This window comes from Microbacterium pasadenense, from assembly GCF_047246565.1.
Classification (GTDB): domain Bacteria; phylum Actinomycetota; class Actinomycetes; order Actinomycetales; family Microbacteriaceae; genus Microbacterium.
The window spans coordinates 56398-80086 of sequence record NZ_JBFOKN010000002.1; the positions used below are offsets into that span (position 1 = coordinate 56398).

Genomic DNA, 23689 nt, shown 5'->3' on the forward strand with positions numbered 1-23689 from the left:
CAGTGAAGTTCAAGAAGATCCTGATCGCCGGCGTCGCCGCCGGCGCGCTGGCGCTGAGCGGATGCGGCGCGAGCGGGAACACCGCCGGCTCCGGCGGCGAGGGTGACGGCGGCCTCATCGGCGTCGCGATGCCCACCAAGAGCTCCGAGCGCTGGATCCAGGACGGCGACGCCGTCAAGAAGGCCCTCGAGGCGGAGGGCTACCAGGTCGACCTGCAGTACGCCGAGGACGACATCCCCACCCAGGTCTCGCAGATCGAGAACATGATCACGAAGGGCGCCGAGGCGCTCATCGTGGCATCCATCGACGGCACGACCCTCACCGAGGCGCTGCAGAACGCCGCGGACGCCGAGATCCCGGTCATCGCCTACGACCGCCTCATCAAGGGCACCGAGAACGTCGACTACTACGCGACGTTCGACAACGAACTGGTCGGCAACCAGCAGGCCTGGTCCGTCCTCAACGGCCTCGGCCTGACCGACCTCGAGGGCAACCCGGCTGCGGACGCGCCGGAGGGCCCGTTCAACATCGAGCTGTTCGCGGGGTCGCTGGACGACAACAACGCGTTCTTCTTCTTCAACGGCGCGATGGACGTGCTCAAGCCCTTCGTCGACGACGGCACGCTCGTCGTGAAGTCGGGTCAGACCTCGATCGAGCAGGCCGCCACGCTGCGCTGGGACGGCGAGACCGCCCAGAGCCGCATGGAGGACATCCTCACGGCGAACTACTCCGACGGCTCGCAGGTCGACGCGGTGCTCTCGCCCTACGACGGCATCTCGCGCGGCATCATCTCCGCCCTCGCCGACGCCGGCTACACCCAGGGTGAGGACTGGCCGATCATCTCCGGTCAGGACGCCGAGGTCGACTCGGTCAAGGCGATCCTCAGCGGCGAGCAGTACGCGACGATCTTCAAGGACACGCGTGAGCTCGCGAAGGTCGCGGCCGGCATGGCCGTCTCGGTGCTCCAGGACGAGCAGCCCGAGGTCAACGACGAGGAGACGTACGACAACGACGTGAAGATCGTTCCGTCGTACCTGCTGGCGCCCGTGCCGGTCGTCAAGGACAACGTCGAGCCCGCGCTCGTGGACACCGGCTACTGGACGGCCGACGAGCTCGGACTCTGAGTCCGGCCCGCACCGACCGACCGCGCCGGCGGCGGGGCTCCTCGCCTCGCCGCCGGCGCACCCGCCAGCTCCCCACAAGTCCCCAAGGAAGTCGGAGATCGTGACCGAGACCATCCTCGAGATGCGCGGCATCACCAAGACGTTCCCGGGCGTGAAAGCCCTCTCGAACGTCAACTTCGCCGTGCAGCGTGGCGAGATCCACGCCATCTGCGGCGAGAACGGCGCCGGCAAGTCGACCCTCATGAAGGTGCTGTCGGGTGTCTACCCGCATGGCACCTACGACGGGGAGATCCACTACGCCGGCGACGTCGTCGAATTCAAGAACCTGCGCGACAGCGAGGCGCGGGGCATCGTGATCATCCACCAGGAGCTCGCGCTCAGCCCCTACCTCTCCATCGCCGAGAACATCTTCCTCAACAACGAGCGCAAGAGCGCCGGCGGCCTCATCGACTGGAACCGGACGAACTTCGAAGCGGCGGCGCTGCTCAAGCGCGTCGGCCTGCGCGAGAACCCGACCGCGAAGGTGAGCCAGATCGGCGTCGGCAAGCAGCAGCTCGTCGAGATCGCGAAGGCGCTCTCGAAGGAGGTCAAGCTGCTGATCCTCGACGAGCCGACCGCCGCGCTCAACGACGAGGACTCCGACCACCTGCTCGAGCTGATCCTGAGCCTCCGCGAGGAGGGGATCACGTCGATCATCATCAGCCACAAGCTGAACGAGATCAAGAAGGTCGCCGACACCGTCACGGTCATCCGCGACGGCAAGACGATCGAGACGATCGCGAAGACCGACGTCACCGAGGACCGCATCATCAAGGACATGGTGGGCCGCGACCTCGAGCACCGCTATCCGGACCACGAGCCGAACATCGGCGAGGAGCTGCTCCGCGTGGAGGACTGGACCGCCCACCACCCGCAGGATCCGTCCCGCGTCGTCGTCGACAACGTGTCCATCACCGTCCGCGCCGGCGAGATCGTCGGGATCGCCGGGCTCATGGGAGCCGGGCGCACCGAGTTCGCCATGAGCCTGTTCGGGCACAGCTACGGCTCCCGGATCTCGGGCAAGGTGTACCTCCGCGGCGAGGAGATCCGCACCCGCACCGTCTCCGAGGCCATCGGACACGGGCTCGCGTACGCGACGGAGGACCGCAAGACGTACGGCCTGAACCTCATCGAGGACATCAAGCGCAACGTCTCGATGGCCGCGCTGAAGAAGCTCGAGAAGGCCGGGCTCGTCGACGACAACGAAGAGTTCAAGGTCGCCAACGAGTTCCGCACGAGCATGAACATCAAGGCGCCGAGCGTTCTCGCCCGGACGGGCAAGCTCTCCGGCGGCAACCAGCAGAAGGTCGTCCTGTCGAAGTGGATCTACTCCGACCCGGAGGTGCTGATCCTCGACGAGCCGACCCGCGGCATCGACGTCGGGGCGAAGTACGAGATCTACACGATCATCAACCGACTGGCGGCGGCGGGGAAGGGAATCATCGTGATCTCCTCCGAGCTGCCCGAGCTGCTCGGCATCTCCGACCGCGTGTACGCCCTCTCGGAGGGGCGGATCACCGGCGAGGTGCCGATCGCCGACGCCACCCCTGAACACGTCCTCAAGCTCATGACCATGGAGAAGCCCCGCTGACGGGGCAGGAGACACACATGTCCAACGACACTCTCACCCCCGAGACCGCCTCCGGCGGGGGGATCAACCCGGCCAACAACCGGTTCACGCGCTGGCTGGCCACGGTCCTGTCCGACCTCGGCAAGAACGGCATCTTCATCGCCCTCATCGCCGTGGTGGTGCTGTTCGCGATCCTGACCGACGGCATCCTGCTGCGTCCGCAGAACCTGTCGAACCTCGTCGTCCAGAACGGGTACATCCTCGTCCTGGCGATCGGCATGGTGATGGTCATCATCGCCGGCCACATCGACCTGTCGGTGGGCTCCGTCGCCGCCTTCATCGGCGCGGTGTCCGGTGTGCTGGCGGTGAAGATGGGGCTGCCGTGGTGGCTCGCGATCATCCTCTCGCTGCTGATCGGCGCGCTCGTGGGCGCCTGGCAGGGCTTCTGGGTCGCCTATGTCGGCATCCCGGCGTTCATCGTGACGCTCGCGGGCATGCTGATCTTCCGCGGGCTCGCGCTCGTCGTGCTCGGCAACGCGAACATCGGCTCGTTCCCGACCGAGTACCGCGGCCTCGGCAACGGCTTCCTGGCGGGGATCTTCGGCGAATCCGATCCCGACATCTTCACCCTCGCGATCGGCGCCGTGGCGATCATCGCGCTGACCGTCCAGCAGGTGCGCACCCGCCGCGGTCGCGCGAAGTACGACCAGCAGGTCGACCCGCTCATCTGGTTCGTCGCGAAGCTCGTCCTCATCGCCCTCGTCATCGGCTGGTTCTCGTTCGCGCTCGCGTCGTACAAGGGCATCCCGGTCACCCTGGTCGTGCTGGCCGTGCTGGTGCTGGTCTACGGCGTCGTCATGAACCGCACCGTGTTCGGCCGTCACATCTACGCCATCGGCGGCAACCGTCACGCCGCCGAGCTGTCGGGAATCAAGACCCGCCGCGTCGACTTCTGGCTGTTCGTCAACATGGGCTTCCTGGCCGCGCTCGCGGGCCTCATCTTCACCGCGCGCCTGAACCTCGCCGGCCCCAAGGCCGGTGACGGGTTCGAGCTCGAGGCCATCTCGGCCGCGTTCATCGGCGGCGCAGCCGTGCAGGGCGGTGTCGGCACGATCGGCGGCGCCATCATCGGTGGTCTGATCATCGGTGTGCTGAACAACGGCATGTCGATCATGGGCATCGGCATCGAATGGCAGCAGGCGGTGAAGGGCCTCGTGCTGCTGCTCGCCGTCGCCTTCGACGTGTACAACAAGCGGCGCGCCGGACACTGACATGGCCGCGCAGAAGCAGAGCAACGAGCTCGACAAGCCCCGGCCCACCACGGCTCGCATCACGATGTGGATCGTCGGCGGCGCCGTCGGCGTCTACATGGTCGCCAGCGGCCTCATCGGGGCGCTCGCCTGAGCCGCACTCGATGACCGCACTCGCGGGCGCGGACTCTCAGTCCGCGCCCGCGAGTGCTTTCGCGATCCGCTGCAGCGACACCGGCTCGGCGGTGCCGAGCCGCTGCGCGAACAGGCTCACGCGGAACTCCTCGAGCAGCCACCGCACGTGCGCGAGGCGCGGCGGTGCGTTCTCCGGCAGCGGCAGGACGCCGCCGGCATCCGCATACTGGGCGGCGGCGCGCTCGTACTCGGTCATCCGCTGCCGGTCTCGCCCGGGATTGTCCGCGAGGCCGTCGACGCGCTCGCGCGCCCCCTGCAGGTAGCGGGGCAGATGCTGCAGCCGCGGGATGCCGGTGCGCGAGATGAAGCCCGGGTGGATGAGCGCCGCGACCTGGCCCTTCACGTCTCCGAGCGCGGCCAGCAGGGTCATGGAGTTCTGTCCCCGGACGGCACGCTCCACCTCGCGCTGCAGCGTGAGGATGCGGGCGGCGAGGGAGACCGCCGCGAAGAGCTCGTCCACGACGCGGGCCGAGAAGGCGTCGCGTGCGGCGGCGAAGGCGGCTTCGGTCCGCACCGGTGCGCCCCCGAGGACCGCATCGGCGACGGCGAGACGGGCGTCTTCGATCAGCGCCTTCGCGGACGGGTAGGGGGATGCCGCGAGGGCGAGCTTCTCGGCGGCCGTCAGATGCTCCAGGACGTACGGCGCCGGCGACGGGACGGCGAGCAGCAGCAGTCGGCGGACACCGGCGCGCGTCAGCTCGGCGGCGCGCTCGGCGGTCGCCTCGATCCGGACCGCGACGGCGTCCTTCGTGTCGACGACGGCGGGGTATCCCCGCACCACGCCGCCGGCGACCCGGGAGTCGACGACCTCCGGCAGGTCGCCGAAGTCCCAGGCGGTGATCCCCGCTCGCTCGGTGGGCGCGCCGGGTCCGGTTCCCGGTGCCGGTGCTCCCGGTGCCGGTGCTCCGGGCACCGGCTGCTGCGGCTGCTTCCTCGGGGCGAGGGAGCGGGCGACCGATTCGCGGGCCTTGCCTGCCAGCTGCCGCTGCAGCTGGGTCAGCTCCCGCGACGAGCCGATGGCGCGACCGCGCGTGTCGACGGCGCGGAACGACACCGTGAGGTGGGCGGGCACACGCGTCATGTCGAAGTCCGCCTCCGTCACCGGCTGATGCGCGATGCGCTGGATGCGGGTCGCGAGCGCGCTGCGGAGGGACGACGACGGCAGGCCGTCGTGATCCTCGGGGCCGGCCCCCGCCAGCTCGTCCCGCAGCTTCGCGGCCCAGTCGGCCGCGGGCACCACGTGGCGCCGGATGGTCTTCGGCAGCGCCTTCAGCAGCGCCGCGATGAGGTCGTCGCGCATGCCCGGCACCTGCCAGTCGAACCCGTCGGGGCGAAGCTGCGCCAGGAGTGCCAGCGGGATGACGACGCTGACGCCGTCGTCCGGTGCGCCGGGCTCGAACCGGTACGCGACGCTCAGCACCTGGTCGCCCTGGCGCCACCGCGTCGGGAAGTCGCGCTCGTCGGTGCGCGCCGACTCGCCCAGGAGGTCGGCCTCGGTCATGTCGAGCAGCTTGGGGGTGCGCGCCTGCGCCGTGCGCCACCACGTCTCGAACGAGCGGACGTCGAACACGTCGCGGGGCAGCCGCGCGTCGTAGAAGGCGTAGACGGCTTCGTCGCCGACGAGGATGTCGCGGCGGCGCTCCCGCTCCTCGATCCGCTCCAGCTGACGTCGCAGCTCGGCGTTGCGCCGCTCGAAGGCGGTCAGGCGCTTGTCGAGGTGGGCGACGTTCCATTCGGCCTCGACGAGCGCGTGGCGCAGGAACAGCTCGCGGGCGAGCTCACGGTCGATGCGGGCGAGCTGCACGCGGCGGCGCGGGATGATCTCGACGCCGAACAGCGTCACCTTCTCAGCGGCGACGGCGGCCCCGGCGTCCTTGGACCAGTGCGGGTCGCTGACGCTCCGGGACGCGAGGTCGCCGGCGAGCTCCTCGGCCCAGGCCGGGTCGATCGCGGCGATCGTGCGGCCGAACAGCCGGGACGTCTCGACGAGCTCGGCGGCCATGACCGCATCCGGGGAGGCCTTCCGCAGACCCGACCCCGGGAAGATCGCGAACGTCGCGCCGCGTGCGCCGCGGTACTGCGGCAGCGGCTTGCGGGCGTTCTTCTTCTGCGGGTCCCCCTTCTGCACCGAGCGCGTGTCGAGGATGCCGATGTGCGACAGCAGACCGGACAGGATCGCGCGGTGGACGGCGTCGGGATCGGCCGCGCCGGGCGCCTGCTTCTTCACGCCGGACAGGGTGCTGAGCTGCCGATGGACGTCGAACCACTCGCGCACGCGGACGTAGTTGAGATGCTCGGCGCGGCAGAGCCGCCGGAACGCGCTCGACCCGAGCTCCCGCTGCTGTTCGCGCAGGTGATTCCACAGGTTCAGCAGGCTGAGGAAGTCGCTGGTCGGATCCGTGAACCGCGCGTGCAGCCGGTCGGCCTCCTCGCGCCGCTCCTCGGGACGCTCGCGCACGTCCTGGATCGACAGGCCCGACACGATCGCGAGGACATCGCGACCGACGCCGAGCCGATCGGCTTCGAGCAGCATCCGCGCGAACCGCGGATCGATGGGCAGGCGTGAGATCTTGCGGCCGAGGGGAGTGAGCGTGAGCGCGCCGGTCGTCCCGGCGACCGCCCGCAGCTCCGTGAGGAGCTCGACCGCCGCCTTGACGCCGCGGGAATCGGGCTTCGTGAGGAAGGGGAACTCGGTGACGTCGCCGAACCCGAGCGACAGCATCTGCAGGATGACCGACGCGAGCGAGGTCCGCAGGATCTCCGGCTCGGTGAACTCGGGCCTTGCGGTGAAGTCGTCCTCGCCGTACAGGCGGATCGCGATGCCGGGGGAGGTGCGGCCCGCGCGACCGCTGCGCTGCTGCGCGGAGGCCTGCGAGATCGCCTCGATGGGGAGCCGCTGGATCTTCGACCGCACGCTGTACCGCGAGATCCGGGCGGTGCCGGTGTCGACGACGTAGCGGATGCCGGGAACCGTGAGGCTCGTCTCGGCGACGTTCGTCGCGAGGATGACGCGACGCCGCACGCCCGCGACACCGGACCGCTCGAAGACGCGGTGCTGCTCGGCGGCGGACAGCCGCCCGTAGAGGGGGAGGACCTCCGTCGGGCGGGCATCCCTCGCGTACTTCCCGCGGACGGCATCCGTCGCGTCGCGGATCTCCGCCTCGCCCGGCAGGAAGACGAGGACGTCGCCGTCGGGCTCGCGGTCGAGCTCGGTCAGAGCGGCGAGGAGCCCGTCGACATCGTCCTCGGCAGCCTCGTCGTGCGGACGGTAGCGGATCTCGACCGGGTACGTGCGGCCCGACACCTCGATGATCGGTGCCGGGACACGCGTCCCGTCGGGCGCGGTCGCGGCGAAGTGCGCGGCGAAGCTCTCGGGGTCGATCGTGGCGGACGTGATGACGACCTTGAGATCGGGCCGCTCCGGCAGGATGCGCGCGAGGTACCCGAGCAGGAAGTCGACGTTGAGCGACCGCTCGTGCGCCTCGTCGACGATGATCGTGTCGTAGCGGCGCAGCAGCCGGTCGCGGTGGATCTCGTTGAGCAGGATGCCGTCGGTCATGAGGGTCACCTGCGTGTCCGCGGTGACCTCGTCGGTGAAGCGAACCTTGTACCCGATGGCGCCGCCGAGGGGGACCTGCACCTCGTGCGCGAGGCGCTCGGCGATGGACCGCGCCGCGATGCGTCGGGGCTGCGTGTGCGCGATCCGGGTGCGGCCGAGCTCGAGGCAGATCTTGGGGAGCTGGGTCGTCTTGCCCGACCCCGTCGCGCCGGCGACGATCAGCACCTGGTTCTCCGCGAGCGCGCGCGCGATCTCGTCGCGCGCGGCGCTGACGGGCAGCTCCGGCGGATAGGAGATCACGGGGGCAGGAGAGGACACAGCCTTCGATGCTATCCCGGCGACACGCCCCCTGGCGTCAGCGCTCGGCGTTGGCGGGCGCGTCGAGGAGCGGCAGGTCCGCGGCGGTGACCAGGCGCGAGAGGATCGCGTGCTCGACGAGACGGGCCCGGCGGTTCGTCGCGAGCTTCCCGGCGCCCCCGCGCAGGCCCTGCACGCCCTCGCGGTCGAACTTGTCGCACACGTTGTCGAGCTTGCGGTTGAACGTCGTGAGCGGCCATCCCAATCGCGCGGCCGCCGCCGCGGAGGTGGGGATCTGGCTGGAGCCCATCATCCCGCCGCGCAGGATCGGCTCGCACAGCGCGATGAGCAGCTGCCGCTGGCTGGCGGTCAGGGGGACGGCTCCGATCGTCGTCCCGGCGCTCGCCTCGTCGTCGCCCGGGTCGGCGGGACGTCCGGTGAAGCGCGGCGCGGTGTTCCGGACGGTGAACTCGTACGTGTACGACCCGGCGGTGAACATGACGAGGAGCTCGGGGAAGACCAGCGGAACCCGGGCCCCGGGACCCAGCATCGCCTGGTAGGCGCCGTCGGCGGTGGCGAGGGCCACCGAGATGGAGCGGCCGGTGTTCGCGAGCCACCACATGTCGTGCGCGGACTCGATCTCCAGCAGACGCCGGTGCAGGTACGGGTTGGTGTCGATGACGAGGTCGGCGTCGCGGCCGATCGAGAACGCCTCGCCGGGCCGCGGGTGGAACCACTCGCCGCAGAACTCGATCGCGAGTTCCGCGGGCACCGGCTCCGCTGTCTGTTCGATGTCCTCTGTCACGGTCATCCCCCTCCGGTCAGGATCACGATCCCGGCGATCGCGCCACCCGCGATCGCCCCTGTCCCCGCCAGCACCGCCACGAGGAGACCGGTCCGGCCACGACGTCGGCGGGGCGCGTCGGCCGCCTCCGCGGCGACCGGCGGGACGATCGCCGTCCGGGTGACCGGCGGCGCGGCATCCGCGCGAGGACGGTAGACCGCCCGCTCGGGGCGCGCACCCGGGACGGCGGCGCTGCGCGGCGTGTCGGCACGGCCGTGCGCGATCCCCGCGCCGGCGGCCCGAGGCCGCGCGACGACGTGCTCGGGTACGTCGCGGTCGGCGATGAGCGTGGCCTCGGCGTCCGCCTCGGGCAGATCGGCCGGCGGGATGCCGCGGGCCGAGAGCGCCGTGCGGTCGTCGGGGTCGGCGTCGGGTTCGGGATCGGGCTCCGGCTCGGGTCTGCCGTCGACGCGTCGCGCAGCGAGCACCGTGCGCTCGTCGGCATCCCCGTCCGGCGCCGCATCGCCGAACCCGGGGACGCTGTCGATCAGCGCCGCGCGCTGCGCGCGGCGGGTCGCGGCGAGGACGGTGCGCTCGTCGTCGTCGTCGGGGAGCTCCGCCGGGCGCTCAGCCATGTCGACGCCGCCGGGTGGAGGGCACCGTCGCCACTTCGACGGTGCCGGTCGCCGTCCCGCTGGTCATGAGACCGCCCGTGGTGTCCTCGAGGCGGGGATGGATGCCGCCGGCGACCACGTCCACGACGATGACCGTCACGTTGTCGCGACCGCCGTGGGCGATCGCCTGCGTCACGAGCGATCCGGCCGTGTGGGTGGGGGAGCCGCCGACCAGCAGGCCGGCGCGGATCGCCTCGTCGGTGATCTCTCCGTTGAGTCCGTCCGAGCAGACGAGCAGCCGCTCGCCGGTCACGACCGGCAGCAGCCAGTAGTCGGCGGGGCTGCGCTCGCCGCCCATGGCGCGGGTGATGACGTTGCGCCCCTCGAACTGCGACATCTGGTCGCGGGACAGGCGGCCGGCATCCACCATCTCCTGCGCCACCGAATGATCGATCGTGAGCTGTTCGAGGCGCTCCGCCAGCAGCCGGTACACCCGCGAGTCTCCGACGTTCAGCACGAGCCAGCGCTGCTCGCCGTCCTGCCGGACCGCCACGAGGCCGGTGAGGGTCGAGCCGGCTCCGCGCGTCGTCCCGGCCGCGATCGCCGCGACCGCGCTGTGGGCGCGGTAGACGGCCTGGGCGATCTCCTCCGGCGTCACATCGCTCCGGCCCACGAACCCGCGGAAGACGTCGATGACGGCGGCCGACGCGCGGTCGCCCGCTTCGTGACCGCCCATGCCGTCGGCGACGAGGAACACCGGGTAGCTCGCGAGGAAGGAGTCCTCGTTGACTTTGCGCCGCAGACCGGGGTCGGTGCGAGCGCCGCTCATCACGTCGAGGCGTGCGGGCATGGCCTCCGATCGAGCGTCCATCAGCGCTCCGAGACGAGGTGGAGCTCTGCATCGCCGAGCAGGAACCGGCCCGACACCGCGGCCGGCGCCGTCACCTCCACCTCGGCGTCCGCGGCACCGACGAACACGCCGTTGGTCGACGAGAGGTCGGCGATCGTCCACTGGGCGCCTTTGCGCCGCAGCAGCGCATGGGTCTTCGACACCGTGCGGGTCGCGTCGTCGATGGGGATGCGCTGGGCCGCCGGGGCCTCGGGCGGCGCCACCGGGTTCCGGCCGAGGACGGCGACATCGCCGAGCAGGTTGACCGAGACGCCGCCGGGAAGCCGGACCGAGGCGCCGGTGCGGCGGTGCGCCGCCAGCACCGTGTGCTCATCGAGCTCGTCGTCGGTGTCGGTGTCGGTGTAGGGGGCTGGCGTGGGAACGGGAACGGGTGCCGGGACCCGAGCCGGAGCCGGGGCCGGCGCGGGCGGCATCCACGGGTTCCCGTTCACCGGCGCTGCGGTCGGCGCCCCGGCGGGCGAGGCGGCCGCGGACGCGGCAGGTGCCCCGGCGGGAGCGGGTGGGGCGAAGGCGGTCATCGGCGCGGACGGGCCGGCCGGAGCGGGAGCCGGCGCGGGCGCGGCCGCGGACGCGGCGGTCGGCGGCGCTGCGGCGAAGGGCGTCGGCGGCAGGCCCGACGGCGGGAGTCCTCGCCACTGCGCGGCGCCCCAGCCCACGAGGCTGGCCCACAGCGGAAGGAGGAGCACTCCCAGGACCGTGTAGCCGACGCCGAGGCCGAAGCCCTGGTTGAGCCGCCGCAGCATCCGCACCTGCAGGATGACGATGAAGACACCGTAGGCGAGCCACAGGAGGAGCGGGACGATCGTCGCGCCGATGATCGCGCCGCCGGCTCCGGCGCTGCCGCTGAAGGCGGCCTCGAAGGCGGCGGCCACCGACACCGCGACGATGATCGCCGCGATGATCGCGACCGCGACGCCGACGGCGGCCTGGACGACGGCCCACCAGCCCTTCATCCCGGCGAGCTCGAAGAGCGTCCACATGTTGATGACGGGTACCCACGCCTTCCACGTCGGCTGCCCGACCTTCCGGAAGACGGCGGTGAGCGCCACCGCGAACCAGACGTAGACCGCGGCGAAGACGAGCAGCTGGACGATCGTCGCGGCGCCCGTCAGCGCACCGTCGTCCGGCCGGAGGATGCTCAGCATCCCCAGAGCTCCGATCGACCCTGTCAATGCGACCACCATTCCTCCTCGACCTGCGTGCTGCCTTGTCCGAGCTCGGACGGTTTCATCCCGGACACCCTACCCGCGCCGCCTTCCGCGGCTGCGCTCGCCGCGCACCAGCGAGCGCAACGAGACCCGTGCGCGGATCCGTGCCCAGAAGCCCTTCTCGCTCGCGAACCGGGTCCGCTCGGCATCGACGATGCGCCAGAACTCGGCGTCCTCACCGGCCGTCGGCGGCGAGACGTCGAAGACCGAGCGGTCCGCCCACGTCGCCAGTCGCGCGCCGTTGCCGGCATCCTCGCCGGCGTAGAGCGAGGCGAGCTCCTGACGCGTGTGCGACCGGGGGACCGGGTAGCCGTGGTCGACGGCCGCGTCGACGTACTCCTGCCACCCGCCGGTGAACCGTTCGATCGGATCGTCGTTCCGGCGCCGCGATCTCCGCCGGAACGCCTTCGCGGCGATGATCAGCAGCAGCGGACCGAGCACGATCGCCAGGCCGAGCAGCGAGATCCCGGCGATCCGCAGGGCTGCCCACAGCGCGCCGAGGTCCGCGCCCTCGTCGGTGACGTCGTCGCCGCGTTTGGTGCCGTCGGACGGGTCGGCGTCGGCGGGCAGCACCTGTTCGGCGTTCTCGTTCCGGACCTCCGTCGGGTTCTGCGGGTCCTGCCGCTGCTCGAGGTCGGGGGAGGGGAACGCCTCGTGCTGCGGTGTCACGTCCAGGGGCACCCAGGTGCCACGGGCGCCCTGCACCTCGATCCACGCCGCGAGCTCCGCGTTCCGACAGACACCGTCCTCGCACGCGGGGAGCTCCTCCGCGGACGCCAGCCGGGTGCCGACGACCACGCGGGCATCGAAGCCCAGCTGGTCCGCGACCAGCATGCCCGCGACCGCGAACTGCTCCTCATCCCCGACGCCGGCGACGAGGGCCGCGTCGTCGGTGCCGCCGAACTCGCGCTGGCGGTCCAGCAGATCACCGAACAGCTCGTCGATGCGGTCCGTCGAGTGCCCGGCACGGCTGGGCTGGAAGTCGTCGCCGCCGAGGTCCGAGAGCCACGCCGGCGGCGCACCCTCATCGATCGTGAGGGCGTGACTGAGGAAGCCGCGGGCACGCAGCCGATCGATCAGGAGCGCGAGGCCCGCGCCGCCGTCCGGTGCCTCCTGCGCCTCGACCCATTGGCGGAGGCTGTCGGGGACGACGGCCTCCGGTAGAGCGGGGCCGCTGCGCGCGGGGGTGAGGGATGCCGCATCCGGTGCCGCCGGATCGACGACGGCGCTCAGGGTGTACGCGTCGCCGGATGCGAAGCCCGGCTCGGCGAGCTGGACGGCGCTCCCGGTCGCCGCATTGTGGAAGAAGCCGTCCGCGAGGTCGGCAGCCCGCGCGCCGCTGAAGGCCAGCGAGGAGAGGCGCCCGGTGGTGGGGACCCAGATGCCGCGCAGGTCCTCGATCGTCACCGTGACGCGCGCGGTGCCGTCCGTCCCGGTGTCGATCTGCGACGGCACGCGCGTGAACGCCGTCGCCGGGTCGCCGAGGCCCGTGTCCGGATCGACGGCGCGCGCCGTGCGGCCGTCGTAGAACGGCAGCGTGGCCAGGCGGATCCGCTCGACGCCGGCGGGAGCGTCGACGCGGAACAGGACGTCGGAGTAGGCGTCGTCGTCGGTGAAGGCCGCGCGGTACTGCGACAGGGGGCTGAGCGTCGTCGCGACCTCGAGCACGGGGTCGATGGCGCTGCGGGCGACATCGCGGGGCTGGCCGGCGAGCGCCCACGGCGCCCATCCGGCGGCGGCGACGACCGCGATGACGAGCATGCCGAGAGCCATCGCGGTGCGGCCGGCGAGCCCCCGATTGGCGCGGCCCGTGGTCCGCACGCCGCTCGCGGCGACAGCGGTCTCGAGGGCGCGATGCCGCTCGTGGCGGGTGCGCCAGACGATCGCGCCGAGCCCGGTCACGAGGGCGGCCGCGCCCACGAGGGCTTCGGGCTGCACGGTGACGGGGCCGAGCGGCAACGGCGCGGCGAGGGAGCGGGCACCGAAGACGACCCCGAACACGGTGAGGAGCATGCCGGCCGGGACCGACAGCATCCACCATCTCGCCGACCGCCAGGCGCAGGACAGCGCGACGGTGGGGATCGCGATGAACAGGAACAGGACGGGGGCGAGCGTCGTCTGGTAGCTGCCGAGCGGCAGCTCGAGGGTCAGGATGTCCTTCCAGCCGGTCACGGGGGCGGTGAGGATCCCGAGGAGGGCGCGGACGGCGGTCGTCGGCGAGCCGAGACTTCCGGGGGCGGCCACCGGCAGGCCCAGCACGACGTACGCGCCGAGGGCGGCGAGGGCGACCCACCAGCCCGACCAGCGCCCGCGCAGGCCGAGCGCCGCGACGACGTGCGCGGCGACGAGGCCCGCGAGCACGGCGACGGCGAACAGGGGGCTGCGATAGACGGGCCACGTCGCGACCGCCCCGACCAGGAAGAGCGCGTCGAGCAGCAGCGCCTGCGTGCCGAGGAACCGCACGCGGGCATTCCGCTCCCGTGCGTTCCGGGCGGCGCGGAGGCCGCGCCGGTTGACGTCGCTCACGACTGCGCCCCCTTCGCGAGGAGCTGGCGGAGGTCGTCGAGGAGGCCGATCGAGATGACGGTCATGGACCCGAGCCGCCTGATCCCGGGCTCGGCATCCGGTGCGCAGACCAGCGCGGCGACCGCGACGCCCGAGCCGAAGGCGAGCGCGGCGGACTGCAGCTGGGCGGGCGTCAGCGTCGAGCCGCACACGAGGAAGGCGATGGAGACGTCCGGGTGCGTCTCGGACGCGACGGAGGCGACATCGCGGAGCGGACTGACCCGCTCGGTGACCTCGACGCCGGACAGGTCGTCGAGGAGGGTGCGCGTCGAGACGGTGGTGAGCTCGCGGACGGTGCGGACCACCCGGCGCGCGAACTCGGGCACTTCGCCGCCGACGATCACGTCGACGTCGCGACCGTCGCGGATGCCCCGCACGCCGACGGATGCGGCGGCGCTGACGGCGAGCTCGAACTCGTCGTCGTCCCGGTACTCGCCCTCGGCCAGAGCGAGGGCGACGACCATGCGGGAACGGCGGGTCTCCTCGTACTGCCGCACCATCAGGTCACCGGTCTTGGCGGTCGACTTCCAGTGGATCTGCCGCGGCGAGTCGCCGGGCACGTAGGGGCGCAGAGCGTGGAACGAGAAGTCGGCGTCGACGATCGTGCGCGACGCGCTGCCCTCGAGGTCGCGGATGAACCCCGTCGCCGTGCTGCGAAGCGCCGTCGTCACCGGGTGGACGAAGAGGGTGTGGGTGTCCTCCCAGGTCGCTTCGCGGGTGAGGATGCCGAGCGGATCGCCGCGGACGGTGCTCGCCGGTCCCACGGTGACGACTCCGCGGCGCTGTGTGGGGATGACGACCCGCTCCGTGAAGTCGTGCTGAGGCCGGAGGAGCGGGACGTGGACGTCGACGAGACCGTCGCCGACCGGGACGTCGACGCGGCCGGGCAGGGCCGCCGCATGGCCGATGTTCGTGACGACGAGCTCACCCTCCACCGGCGTCCCCGCCACGACGCGGTCGTGCTCGAGCTGGAGCCGTACCTCGTAGGCCCGGGCGCTGAACAGGAACGGCACCGAGAGGAGCAGGAGCACCACGGCGGCGCCGCCCGCGACGGCGAACTCCAGCCAGCCGAGTGGGAGCCCGATCCCCAGGCCCAGCACGGCGACGGCGAGGGCGATCCAGCCCGCGGGGGTGACGGTCTCTCCCGTCCACCGCAGCGCGCTCGCCGTGGCGTCGCGCACGCGCCGCCACGATTGCACGCCGCGCACCGCGAGGACGGTCGTCGACCGCGCGGTGCCGCCGTAGCGGGTGCGCGCCATCCCGCTGGACGCTGCCGTCCGCGTGAGGCGCGATTCGGTGGAGAAGGTCACGCAGGTTCTCTCTCGGGCTGCTCTCTGCGGGGCTGATCCTTGCGGAGGCTGTCCTTCTGGCTCGGCGGGACGACGTCGAGCAGCACCTGGCCGACCACGGCCTCGGCGGTGACGCCGTCGAATTCCGCCTCGGGGTCGAGGATCAGACGGTGCGCGAGGACGGGGCCCGCGAGCGCTTTCACGTCGTCGGGAGTGACGTAGGTGCGTCCGTGCGCGAGTGCCCAGGTGCGGGACGCCTTGGTGAGGGCGAGCGCACCGCGGACGCTGACGCCCAGGCGCACCTCCCGCGCGAGGCGCGTCGCCTCGACGATGCGCGCGATGTAGTCCAGCACGAGCGGGTTCAGGTAGGCGGCGCGGGCGATGTCGGCCAGGCTCACGACGCCCTGGGGCGTGATGACGGGGTCGACGGTGTGACGGCTGGTGGCGGAGCCCTCGAGGATCCGCAGGGTGGCGGCGTGGTCGGGATAGCCGAGGCTCGTCTTCATCAGGAAGCGGTCGAGCTGTGCTTCGGGCAGCCGGTAGGTTCCCGCCTGCTCGACGGGGTTCTGCGTCGCGACCACGAGGAACGGGATGCCGACGGGGCGGGTGACGCCGTCGACGGTGACATGCCCTTCCTCCATCACCTCGAGGAGCGCGGACTGCGTCTTGGGGGATGCGCGGTTGATCTCGTCCGCGAGCACGACGTTCGCGAAGATGGGTCCCTGGTGGAACTCGAACTCGCCGCGGCGCTGGTCGTACACGGTGATGCCGGTCACGTCGCCCGGGAGCAGGTCGGGCGTGAACTGGATGCGGGAGCTGGTGCCCTGCACCGTCTCGCCCATCGCCCGCGCGAGCGAGGTCTTGCCGGTTCCGGGGAAGTCCTCGAGCAGCAGGTGGCCTTCGGACACCATCGCGGTGAACGCGAGCTCGATGACGTGCCGCTTGCCGAGGACCACCTGCTCGACGTTGTCGACGAGCTTGGTGAAGGTCTCGTGGAACCAGGTGCTCTGCTCCTGGGTGATGGTCATCGTGTTCCTCTCGGAGGGCCGGCGGGTGCGCCGGTCGTGGGGTCGTCGGCGGGCGTCAGCCGGCGGGAGCGTCGGTGGCGGTGGTCGGGTCGACCGGCTCCGGCTCGGGCTCGGGCTCGGGCGGTGGCGGGAGTTCGCACGTGAGCGAGTGGGTGAGGGAGCCACCACTCAGGGACGCGAGTCGGTTCGTGAACGTCACCGTGAAGGTGTGCGTTCGGGTGTCGGCCGAATCGGCGAATGTCGCCTGGGAACCGAAGTCGCCCGGTTCGGCGAAGACCTCGACGCTGCCGTCCGCGCTGCCGTCCTCGCGACACTGGTTCGGGAAGGACACCCGAGCGAGATACTGGGCTCCGGCATCCGCCGGCTCGACCACGATCGCGGTGTCGGTGCCGCATCCGAAGATGACGCTGCAGGACGCCGCCGTGATCGTCCCGGGGTGGTCGCCGAGCGAGAAGAACCGGTCGAAGCTGCGGCCGTAGTCACCGCCGTTGGCGTACCGCACATCGAAGCCGCGCTCTGAGCTCGACAGGTCGGGCGGTGCGAGGGAATCCCAGGTGAGAGTCACCCGGCCGCCCCGCTCGGCCCGATCGGGTGTGGTGCCGACGGCGTACGTGGCGTTTCCGTCCGGACCGCCGATGCGGCGCACCGGCGTGATCTGCTTCGAGACCGGCGCACCGTCCCCGAACTCCTCCTCGTCGTCGACCGTGACGGCGCAAGCGCGGATCGTGGCCTCCTGCCACAGCGGCAGGACATCGTTCCCGAACCGCCGCTCCACGGTGCCGCCGGACGCCGAGGTGCGCTGATCACCGGGAGTGCACACCGCACCGCCCACGGAGAAACCGACCAGGATCGCGTCGCCCTGCCCGTTCGGCGAGACGGTCGCGCGGGCGGTGATCGTGGTCCCGTCTTCGTTCTGCGTCAGCGCGAGATCGACCGACGGGGCACCGATGCCGTGGGCACGCAGCTCGAGCGAGCCGCCCTCCGTCGAGCCGCCGGCGATGGGAGGGAGATCGAACTGCGTGAGCGGGGTCGCCGTGAGCGAGGTGGGGCTGTTCGACCCGACCTGGTAGCCGGTGAAGGTGGCCGTGCCGCCGCTGACCGACTGCGTCGCGCTGCCGCCCGCGCCGCCCTCGAGGCGGACGCTGCCGGTCGTCGCGTCGAGCCCCGTGACGACGATGGTCGCAACCCCGCCGCCGTTGCCCGCGGGGACCGGATCGAACGTCGAGCCGCCCGGACGTGCCGGAGCGCGGTACGCCCATGCCTCGGTGCGGACCGTGCCGCGGGACGCTCCGACGGAGCTGACGGCCCGCGCCTCGTAGACGCGCTTCTCGCCGACCGGTGCCGAGATGGGCGAGCACGCTCCCGACGCGGGGCAGGTCGCGACCTCGCGACCGCCCGACGAGATGCGGTAGCCCTCGACCGCCGGGTACGAGCCGGCCGCGGACGTCACGCGGAGGGTCACCGAATCATCGCCGAAGGCGGTCCACTCGACCCGCGTGGGATCGGCCGGAAGCCCGCGCAGGTCGAGGATGACCGAGCCGTTGCGGTCGCCACTGGACTGCCGGCCCTGAGCGTCCTCCACCGTGAAGGAGCCCGTGCACTTGGCGGCGCCCTCGGCATCCGATGACCAGCTCGCCCGCACGGCCGTGGCGCCCGCCGGAGCGAACGTGACACCCCGGCAGTTGCCCGCGCCCGAGGCGCCGACGACCCGGAGCGGCGTGCCCGGCAGCGGGTTGACTTCGCCGGCGGAGCCGATGACCTCGATCGTGCAGGACGAGTTGCCGTCGGCCTGCGAGCACGACGACACCGCCGACCCGCCGCGCGGCAGCGTGGACGGCGCCGGGCCGACGGTGAGGACGAGGCTGGACGCCGCTGCGTCCGGGTGACTGGGCAGCGTGATCGCGGCCGACTCCTCCCGGCCCGGACGTGCGTCGTCGGCAGCGGCGACCGTGACGGTGCCGCCGGATGCCGTGACCTCGAACTGGTCGCCGCGATACGAGACGGCGTACTCGAGCGCGTCCCAGTCCGCGGTTCCCGCCCACTGGACGGTCTGCGCGAGGTCGTAGGTCGCCGTCTCGCCGGGTCGGACGCCGAGCGAGGCGCTCCGCAGCGACGGCTGCGGCGTCTCGGCCTCGACGGCGACGGCGAGCGTCAGGTAGGTGTCCTCGTCCTGCGCCGCGAGCCGGGCGGGGACGACGCACGAGTCGGTCCACGGCGCGCCGCGCCCGGCGGAGTAGCGGATCGTCGTGCCCGACACGACCCGGCAGGTCGCGTTCTCGCGCGCCTTGCCGGTCGTGACGTCGTCGGCGTTGAGGACGAGCGTCTGTCCGTCGGGGAGGACGACGGCATCCGCCACGTCGAAATCGACGGATTCGTCCTCGCGCACCTGCAGCGGGTCGAGGCCGGCGCGCAGCGTCAGTCGCACGTCGGCGGTGCCGGGCACCCGCAGGAAGCCGTAGGAGCTCACCTCGGTGCCGTCGAACGCCTCGCCCGTCACCTCGAACGGGATGAGCAGCGACGACTCGGGCAGCGCGCCCGCGATGCTCCAGCCGTCGGAGCGGACCCCCTCGGGATCGCCCCACAGCCGGAGCTCGAGCCGGGACGGATCGCCTGCGTTCCACGACACCATGCCGCTCAGCACATCGATCCCGGTGGGGAAGTCCTCGCGCGTCTCGAGGGTCAGGACGGTGTCGCGGATCGTGGGGTAGTCCGGGATCGGGTCCCGCACCACCTTCACCACCAGGAGGCCGATCGCGCTGTCGCCGGTGGCGTTGGTCACGGTGTAGCTGTACGAGAAGGTTCCGAGCGCAGTGCCCGCCTGCAGGGTGACGACACCGGCGTCCACCGAGCCGACGCGCTCCTCGAGCGCGTCGTACTCCGCGCTCCCGGCCGGGGCGTTCGGGACGACGTCGGTGAGCTCGAGATCGCTGCCGAACGGATCGATGTCGTTGTCGGCCGGTCTGACCACGACGGTGCTCTCGGGACCGGCCTGCACCTGGACGTAGTCGCTGAACGTCACCGGACTCGGGTCGCTCTGCGCGCCGATGACGCCGACGCGGACGTCGGCGATGCCGGTCTCGCCGCGATCGTCGCGGACCTGGTACGAGAAGCGCACCTGGCCGCTGAACCCCTCGGGGCTCGTGTACACGATCGACTGCCCGTCGGCGGAGATGGCGGCCGAACCGGCTTCGGGCTGGCGCGGGAGCAGGTCGAGGGCCACGTCGTCGCCGTCGGGGTCGGCGGCGTAGCGGTCGAGGGGGATGGTCACCGACTGGCCGGCGACGACGCGTCCGACGAGCGGTCGGGGAAGCGGCGCGCGGTTCTCCTCGTCGCCGGTGACGGTGATCGTGACGCGGGCCGTGTCGACGACCTCGGGGAATCCCAGGCGGTAGATCGTGTACGTCAGGGCGTAGGTGCCCGCCCGCTCCGGGGCCAGGTAGCGCAGGACCCGGCCGGAGGAGAACGCGAGCCCGCCGCCGGTCTCGTCGACGATCGACGACGGATCGATGGTGATGAGCGCCCCCGCCGGGGCGTGGTCGTTGTCCAGGACGGGGATGTCGATCTGGGCGCCCGCCCTCACGGTGACGAGATCATCGACCGCGATGGGCGGCTCGGCGCTGCCGGCGGGCAGCAGGATGACGGTCACCTCGCCCTCGGCCGCCGAGCCGCCGGCGCCGCTGCCGTCGCTGAGCCGGTAGCGGACGACGCCGAGGCGCCCCGGCTTGCCGTCGTCCGTCGAGCCGCTGACACGGAGGAGGCTCTGGCCGACGAGGTCGACGCTGAGTGCGGCCCGCGGGTCGCCCTCGGGCCGGATGTCGTCGAGCAGCAGGACGAGACCGGCGGGATTCGCTGCGGCCGCGGCCACGTCGATCGTCGCGTCCTCGTTCGGGCGGACGAACGCGGTCAGCGGCGGCGTCGAGATGACCGACTCATCGGCCGCCCGCATGGTCACCCGGACCGTCGCGGTGACCTCGCCGACGTCGTCGCGGACGCCGTACTGCACGACGTAGGAGCCGGGCTCGGTCGCCTCGAACTTCATGCTCAGCGCTGAGGGGTTCGGCGTCGCGGTGGACCGCGCGGTGTCGAGCGTCACGAGCGAGCTGAGGCTCACCGTCCCCGACGCGCCGGTGACGTACGGCGCGACCGACACGTCCAGCGGCTCGCCGACGACCCCGGTGACCGCGAACGACTCCGCCGCCAGCTCGGGGGCGGGCGTGACCTCGATCGTGAGCGGCTGGGTCGTCGTCGCGCCGGCGGCATCCGACACGACCACGCCCACGGTGACGCTGGTCGCCTCGGTCGCGTTCGGGTCCGGATGCTGGTAGGTCAGCTCGCCCTCGGGCGACGTGGTCACCGTGCCGACGGCGGGTGCGTCGCTCGTGCCGGCGAGGTAGATCGGGTCGCCGTCCGGATCGACCCACCCCTCCAGCAGCTCCGCCGACACCGTCCCGCCGGGCACGACGCTCAGCGTGGGCCACGAGGCGAGGCAGTCGTCGACGCCGCACCACTCGGGGGCGGAGTTCTCCTCAGCGGGGACGACGCGAAGGGTCACGGTCGCCTCGTCCGACAGCAGGCCCGCGCGCGCGGTGCCGTCGGTGACCCGATAGGTGAAGCGGGTCGTTCCGGTCGCGTCGGGGGAGACGGCGACGGCCACCTGCTGCTCCGCTCCGGTGAGCGACGCCGAACCGACGTCGGGGTCGACGCCGTCGAAGGAGGTGACGTCGATGCTCAGGACGTCCTCGTTGGGGTCGTGGTCGTTGAGCAGGACCGGGAGGAGCGCCACCGAGCCGGCACGCACCCCGAAGGCGTCATCGACGGCGACAGGCGGCTTCGGGTCGAGGACCCGGTCGGAGGTGAGGTCGTTCTCCTGCTCCACCTCGGTGGTCTGCTCGAGCTGCCACTGCTGCGACGACGGGACGAGCTCGCCGTCCGGGACGGTCCAGACCCAGCCCGAACTCCGGTCGTTCACCGCGAGCCGCGATCCGTTGCCGACGAACGCCGGGTCGACGGCGTCGCCGATGTCGGCGCCGGCGTAGTCGAGGTCGACCAGGGTTCCCGCCGCATCACTGGACCACAGGGCCCCGCCACCGGTGCCGTCGCCGAGCCAGGCCGCGTGGACGGCGTCGCCGAGCGGGGTAGGGGCGGCGGGGATGCCGAGGCCGGCGCGGTCGAGCACGCGCTCCGGCTCGCCGCCGTCGAGCGGCACGCGGGTGATGCCGGTGGGGTCGGCGATGATGACGTCGTCGCCCGCGGTCGCCGCGCGCTGCACGAGCGCGGTGGCCGCCGGCGTCGTCGCGGCGATCTCCTCGCGGCCCGTGACGGCGATGTCGCCGGTGTCGACGTCGTAGAGCACCCAGCGGCCGTCGACCGCGGTCAGCTGCGCATCGGTGGGCGAGATGCGGGCCGGGTCCTGGTCCAGAATCCGGCCGGTCGCCGCGTCGGCGCGGAGAACGATGCCTTCGGCGGACGAGTAGGCGTAGGCGGTGCCGTCCGCGTCGACCGTGACCGCGGACGCGACGAACCGGGGCGCTTCCTCGCCCTCGTCGACCTCGACCCCGGCGTACGGGTCGATGGGCACGGCGGCCCCGCCGCTTGAGAGGGTCGCGCCGAAGACGCCGCCGCTTTCGGTCCGATACACGACGTGGTCCCCGGCGGGGACGATGTCGACCGTGCCGGGCGGAGTGGAGGAGAAGACGTCCTCGGCATCCGCGGTCAGGTCGGCGGGCGTCGCGAGATCGACGTCGGAGAACTGCGCGCCGCCGTCGCTGTAGACGAAGAGACGGTCGGCGGTCTGCGCGAGCTGCGTCCCGTTCTCGACCTGCTTGACGGTGTCGACCTCGCCGAGCTCGAGGTTGACCCGTGCGTACCCGCTCCCGGTGCCGTTCTGCAGCGCCCATACGGTCGCGTCGTCGACGGGCGTCTGCTGCGCGTCGTACCCGGGCCAGACGACCGCCAGCGTGGCGACCACGCCGACCACGGCCGTGACGGCGCCGGCCCCGATCCAGGTCGAGGGGCGGACGCGGCGGCGCTCGTCGCGGGACTGGGCCATCTCAGCCGGCCCCGCCCAGCAGGAGGAAGGCGCTCACCGCGGCGCCCCCGAGCAGCACGCCGCCGCCGACCGCGAGCCCGATCCTCGCGCCGAGGCTCAATCCCGAGCGCGGCTCCGAGCCGGCGAGGATCGTCCCCTCGTCGGGGCGGCGGACGGATGCCGCGCGTGCCCGTGCCGGTCGGCGCGACTCGTAGGGGACGGCGGGTCGCACCGGACCGCGCGGGCCGTCGTCGGTGAAGTCGACCGCAGCGCCGGCCGTCGCCCACTCGTCCACCGCGACCTCGAGGGGGGTGTGGGGGATGCCGAGCTGGTGCTGGACGAGCTGCAGCTCGTGCGCGAGGGCGGCGGCGGACTCGTGCCGGGCGGCCGGGTCGCGGCTCAGCGAGCGGGCGAGCACCGCGTCGAGCTCGGGCGGCACGTCGTCGCGACCGACCGGCGTGTACACGGCCCGACGGATGCGGCTCTTGAGCTGATCGCGGCTGTTCTGCCCCTTGCCCTGCTTCTCGAAGGGACTCCGCCCCGCGAGCAGGGAGTAGATGGTGGCGCCGAGGCTCCAGACCTCCGCGGCGACGGAGCCGGAGATCCGCTCGTCGACGATCTCGGGTGCGCTCCACGGCACGGACATCGCGAAGACCTCCTCCGTGCCGGGACGTCCCTCGACGGCGGCGGCGATGCCGAAGTCCGAGAGCACGGGGGAGCCGAACGTCGTGATGAGGATGTTGGACGGCTTGATGTCGCGATGGAGGAGGCCGGCGCGGTGTGCGGTCTCGAGTGCCGATCCGATCTTCACGCCGAGCTGCAGGACCTCGGCGACCGGGATGACCTCGCGGCGGTAGCGGCTCGTGAGGGAGGTCGGGCAGTACTCCATGACCAGGTAGGGGCGGCCGTCGGCAGAGATCGACGCCTCGTAGATCGTGAGGATGGAGGGGTGCGCGCTCAGCCGCGCCATGACGTCGGCCTCCGCGTTGAACATGCGGAGCAGGTTGTCGTCGACGATGTCCTCGAGGAGGACCTTCACCGCGACGGGGCGGCGGGGGAGGTTCTGCTCGAAGAGGAAGACGTCGGCGAAGCCGCCCGCGCCGAGGGGACGGACGTAGGTGAACCCGGACAGCCCGGGTGGGGTCGACGGCAGCCTGTGGGACACGCCTCTCCTCACCCCGCCGTCACGGTTGCGGTCGCCCCGCGCGACCGCACCGAGTTTCCGTGAA

14 protein-coding genes are annotated in these 23689 nt (G+C 72.1%); 4 read left to right on the top strand and 10 right to left on the bottom strand.

All coding sequences use genetic code 11. The annotated features are described in order from the left end of the window. The first annotated feature begins 2 nt into the window (after positions 1–2). From chvE to AB3M83_RS06430, 4 genes are all read left to right on the top strand, one after another. Entirely contained in the window at positions 3–1124 is a 1122-nt protein-coding gene (chvE, locus tag AB3M83_RS06415; protein ID WP_412946109.1) for a multiple monosaccharide ABC transporter substrate-binding protein, read from the top strand. 100 nt (positions 1125–1224) lie between these two features. Beyond that, positions 1225–2754 carry a multiple monosaccharide ABC transporter ATP-binding protein gene (gene mmsA / locus AB3M83_RS06420; RefSeq protein ID WP_412946111.1) on the top strand — a complete coding sequence of 510 codons (1530 nt, stop codon included), beginning with the start codon at positions 1225–1227 and terminating at the stop codon, positions 2752–2754. A gap of 17 nt (positions 2755–2771) precedes the next feature. Next, positions 2772–4004 carry a multiple monosaccharide ABC transporter permease gene (gene mmsB, locus AB3M83_RS06425; protein ID WP_412946114.1) on the top strand — a complete coding sequence of 411 codons (1233 nt, stop codon included), beginning with the start codon at positions 2772–2774 and terminating at the stop codon, positions 4002–4004. 1 nt (position 4005) lies between these two features. Continuing rightward, positions 4006–4137 carry a hypothetical protein gene (locus AB3M83_RS06430; RefSeq protein ID WP_412946116.1) on the top strand — a complete coding sequence of 44 codons (132 nt, stop codon included), beginning with the start codon at positions 4006–4008 and terminating at the stop codon, positions 4135–4137. A 36-nt stretch (positions 4138–4173) separates the two neighbouring features. On the opposite strand, the gene hrpA is transcribed toward AB3M83_RS06430, so the two are convergent. The 10 genes from hrpA to AB3M83_RS06480 all read right to left on the bottom strand — a co-directional run bounded on the left by hrpA (position 4174) and on the right by AB3M83_RS06480 (position 23625). Continuing rightward, positions 4174–8055, bottom strand: a complete 3882-nt coding sequence (gene hrpA, locus AB3M83_RS06435; protein WP_412946120.1) for an ATP-dependent RNA helicase HrpA — start codon at positions 8053–8055, stop codon at positions 4174–4176. Positions 8056–8092: 37 nt separating this feature from the next. Continuing rightward, positions 8093–8845 (bottom strand): FHA domain-containing protein, encoded by a 753-nt coding sequence (locus AB3M83_RS06440; protein ID WP_412946123.1) that lies wholly within the window; start codon positions 8843–8845, stop codon positions 8093–8095. After that, a complete protein-coding gene (locus AB3M83_RS06445; protein ID WP_412946125.1) occupies positions 8842–9453 on the bottom strand; it encodes a hypothetical protein in 612 nt (203 codons plus the stop codon). Before AB3M83_RS06445 ends, AB3M83_RS06440 begins: the two co-directional genes overlap by 4 nt. Next, positions 9446–10303 carry a PP2C family protein-serine/threonine phosphatase gene (locus AB3M83_RS06450; protein ID WP_412946128.1) on the bottom strand — a complete coding sequence of 286 codons (858 nt, stop codon included), beginning with the start codon at positions 10301–10303 and terminating at the stop codon, positions 9446–9448. The genes AB3M83_RS06445 and AB3M83_RS06450 overlap by 8 nt, the downstream gene beginning before the upstream one ends. Next, positions 10303–11487: an FHA domain-containing protein gene (locus AB3M83_RS06455; RefSeq protein WP_412946131.1), complete on the bottom strand. Its 1185-nt coding sequence runs from the start codon at positions 11485–11487 to the stop codon at positions 10303–10305. The genes AB3M83_RS06450 and AB3M83_RS06455 overlap by 1 nt, the downstream gene beginning before the upstream one ends. Positions 11488–11583: 96 nt before the next feature. Then, on the bottom strand, positions 11584–14076 hold the full coding sequence (locus tag AB3M83_RS06460) for a transglutaminase domain-containing protein (RefSeq protein ID WP_412946134.1): 2493 nt from the start codon (positions 14074–14076) through the stop codon (positions 11584–11586). Continuing rightward, positions 14073–15425: a DUF58 domain-containing protein gene (locus AB3M83_RS06465; RefSeq protein ID WP_412946136.1), complete on the bottom strand. Its 1353-nt coding sequence runs from the start codon at positions 15423–15425 to the stop codon at positions 14073–14075. Before AB3M83_RS06465 ends, AB3M83_RS06460 begins: the two co-directional genes overlap by 4 nt. Beyond that, on the bottom strand, positions 15422–16432 hold the full coding sequence (locus AB3M83_RS06470; protein ID WP_412946138.1) for an AAA family ATPase: 1011 nt from the start codon (positions 16430–16432) through the stop codon (positions 15422–15424). The genes AB3M83_RS06465 and AB3M83_RS06470 overlap by 4 nt, the downstream gene beginning before the upstream one ends. A 55-nt stretch (positions 16433–16487) precedes the next feature. Further along, entirely contained in the window at positions 16488–22481 is a 5994-nt protein-coding gene (locus tag AB3M83_RS06475; protein ID WP_412946140.1) for an Ig-like domain-containing protein, read from the bottom strand. Position 22482: 1 nt separating this feature from the next. Further along, the gene (locus tag AB3M83_RS06480; RefSeq protein WP_412946142.1) at positions 22483–23625 is read right to left on the bottom strand and encodes a serine/threonine-protein kinase; all 1143 of its coding nucleotides are present in this window, start codon (positions 23623–23625) and stop codon (positions 22483–22485) included. Positions 23626–23689 lie beyond the last annotated feature (64 nt).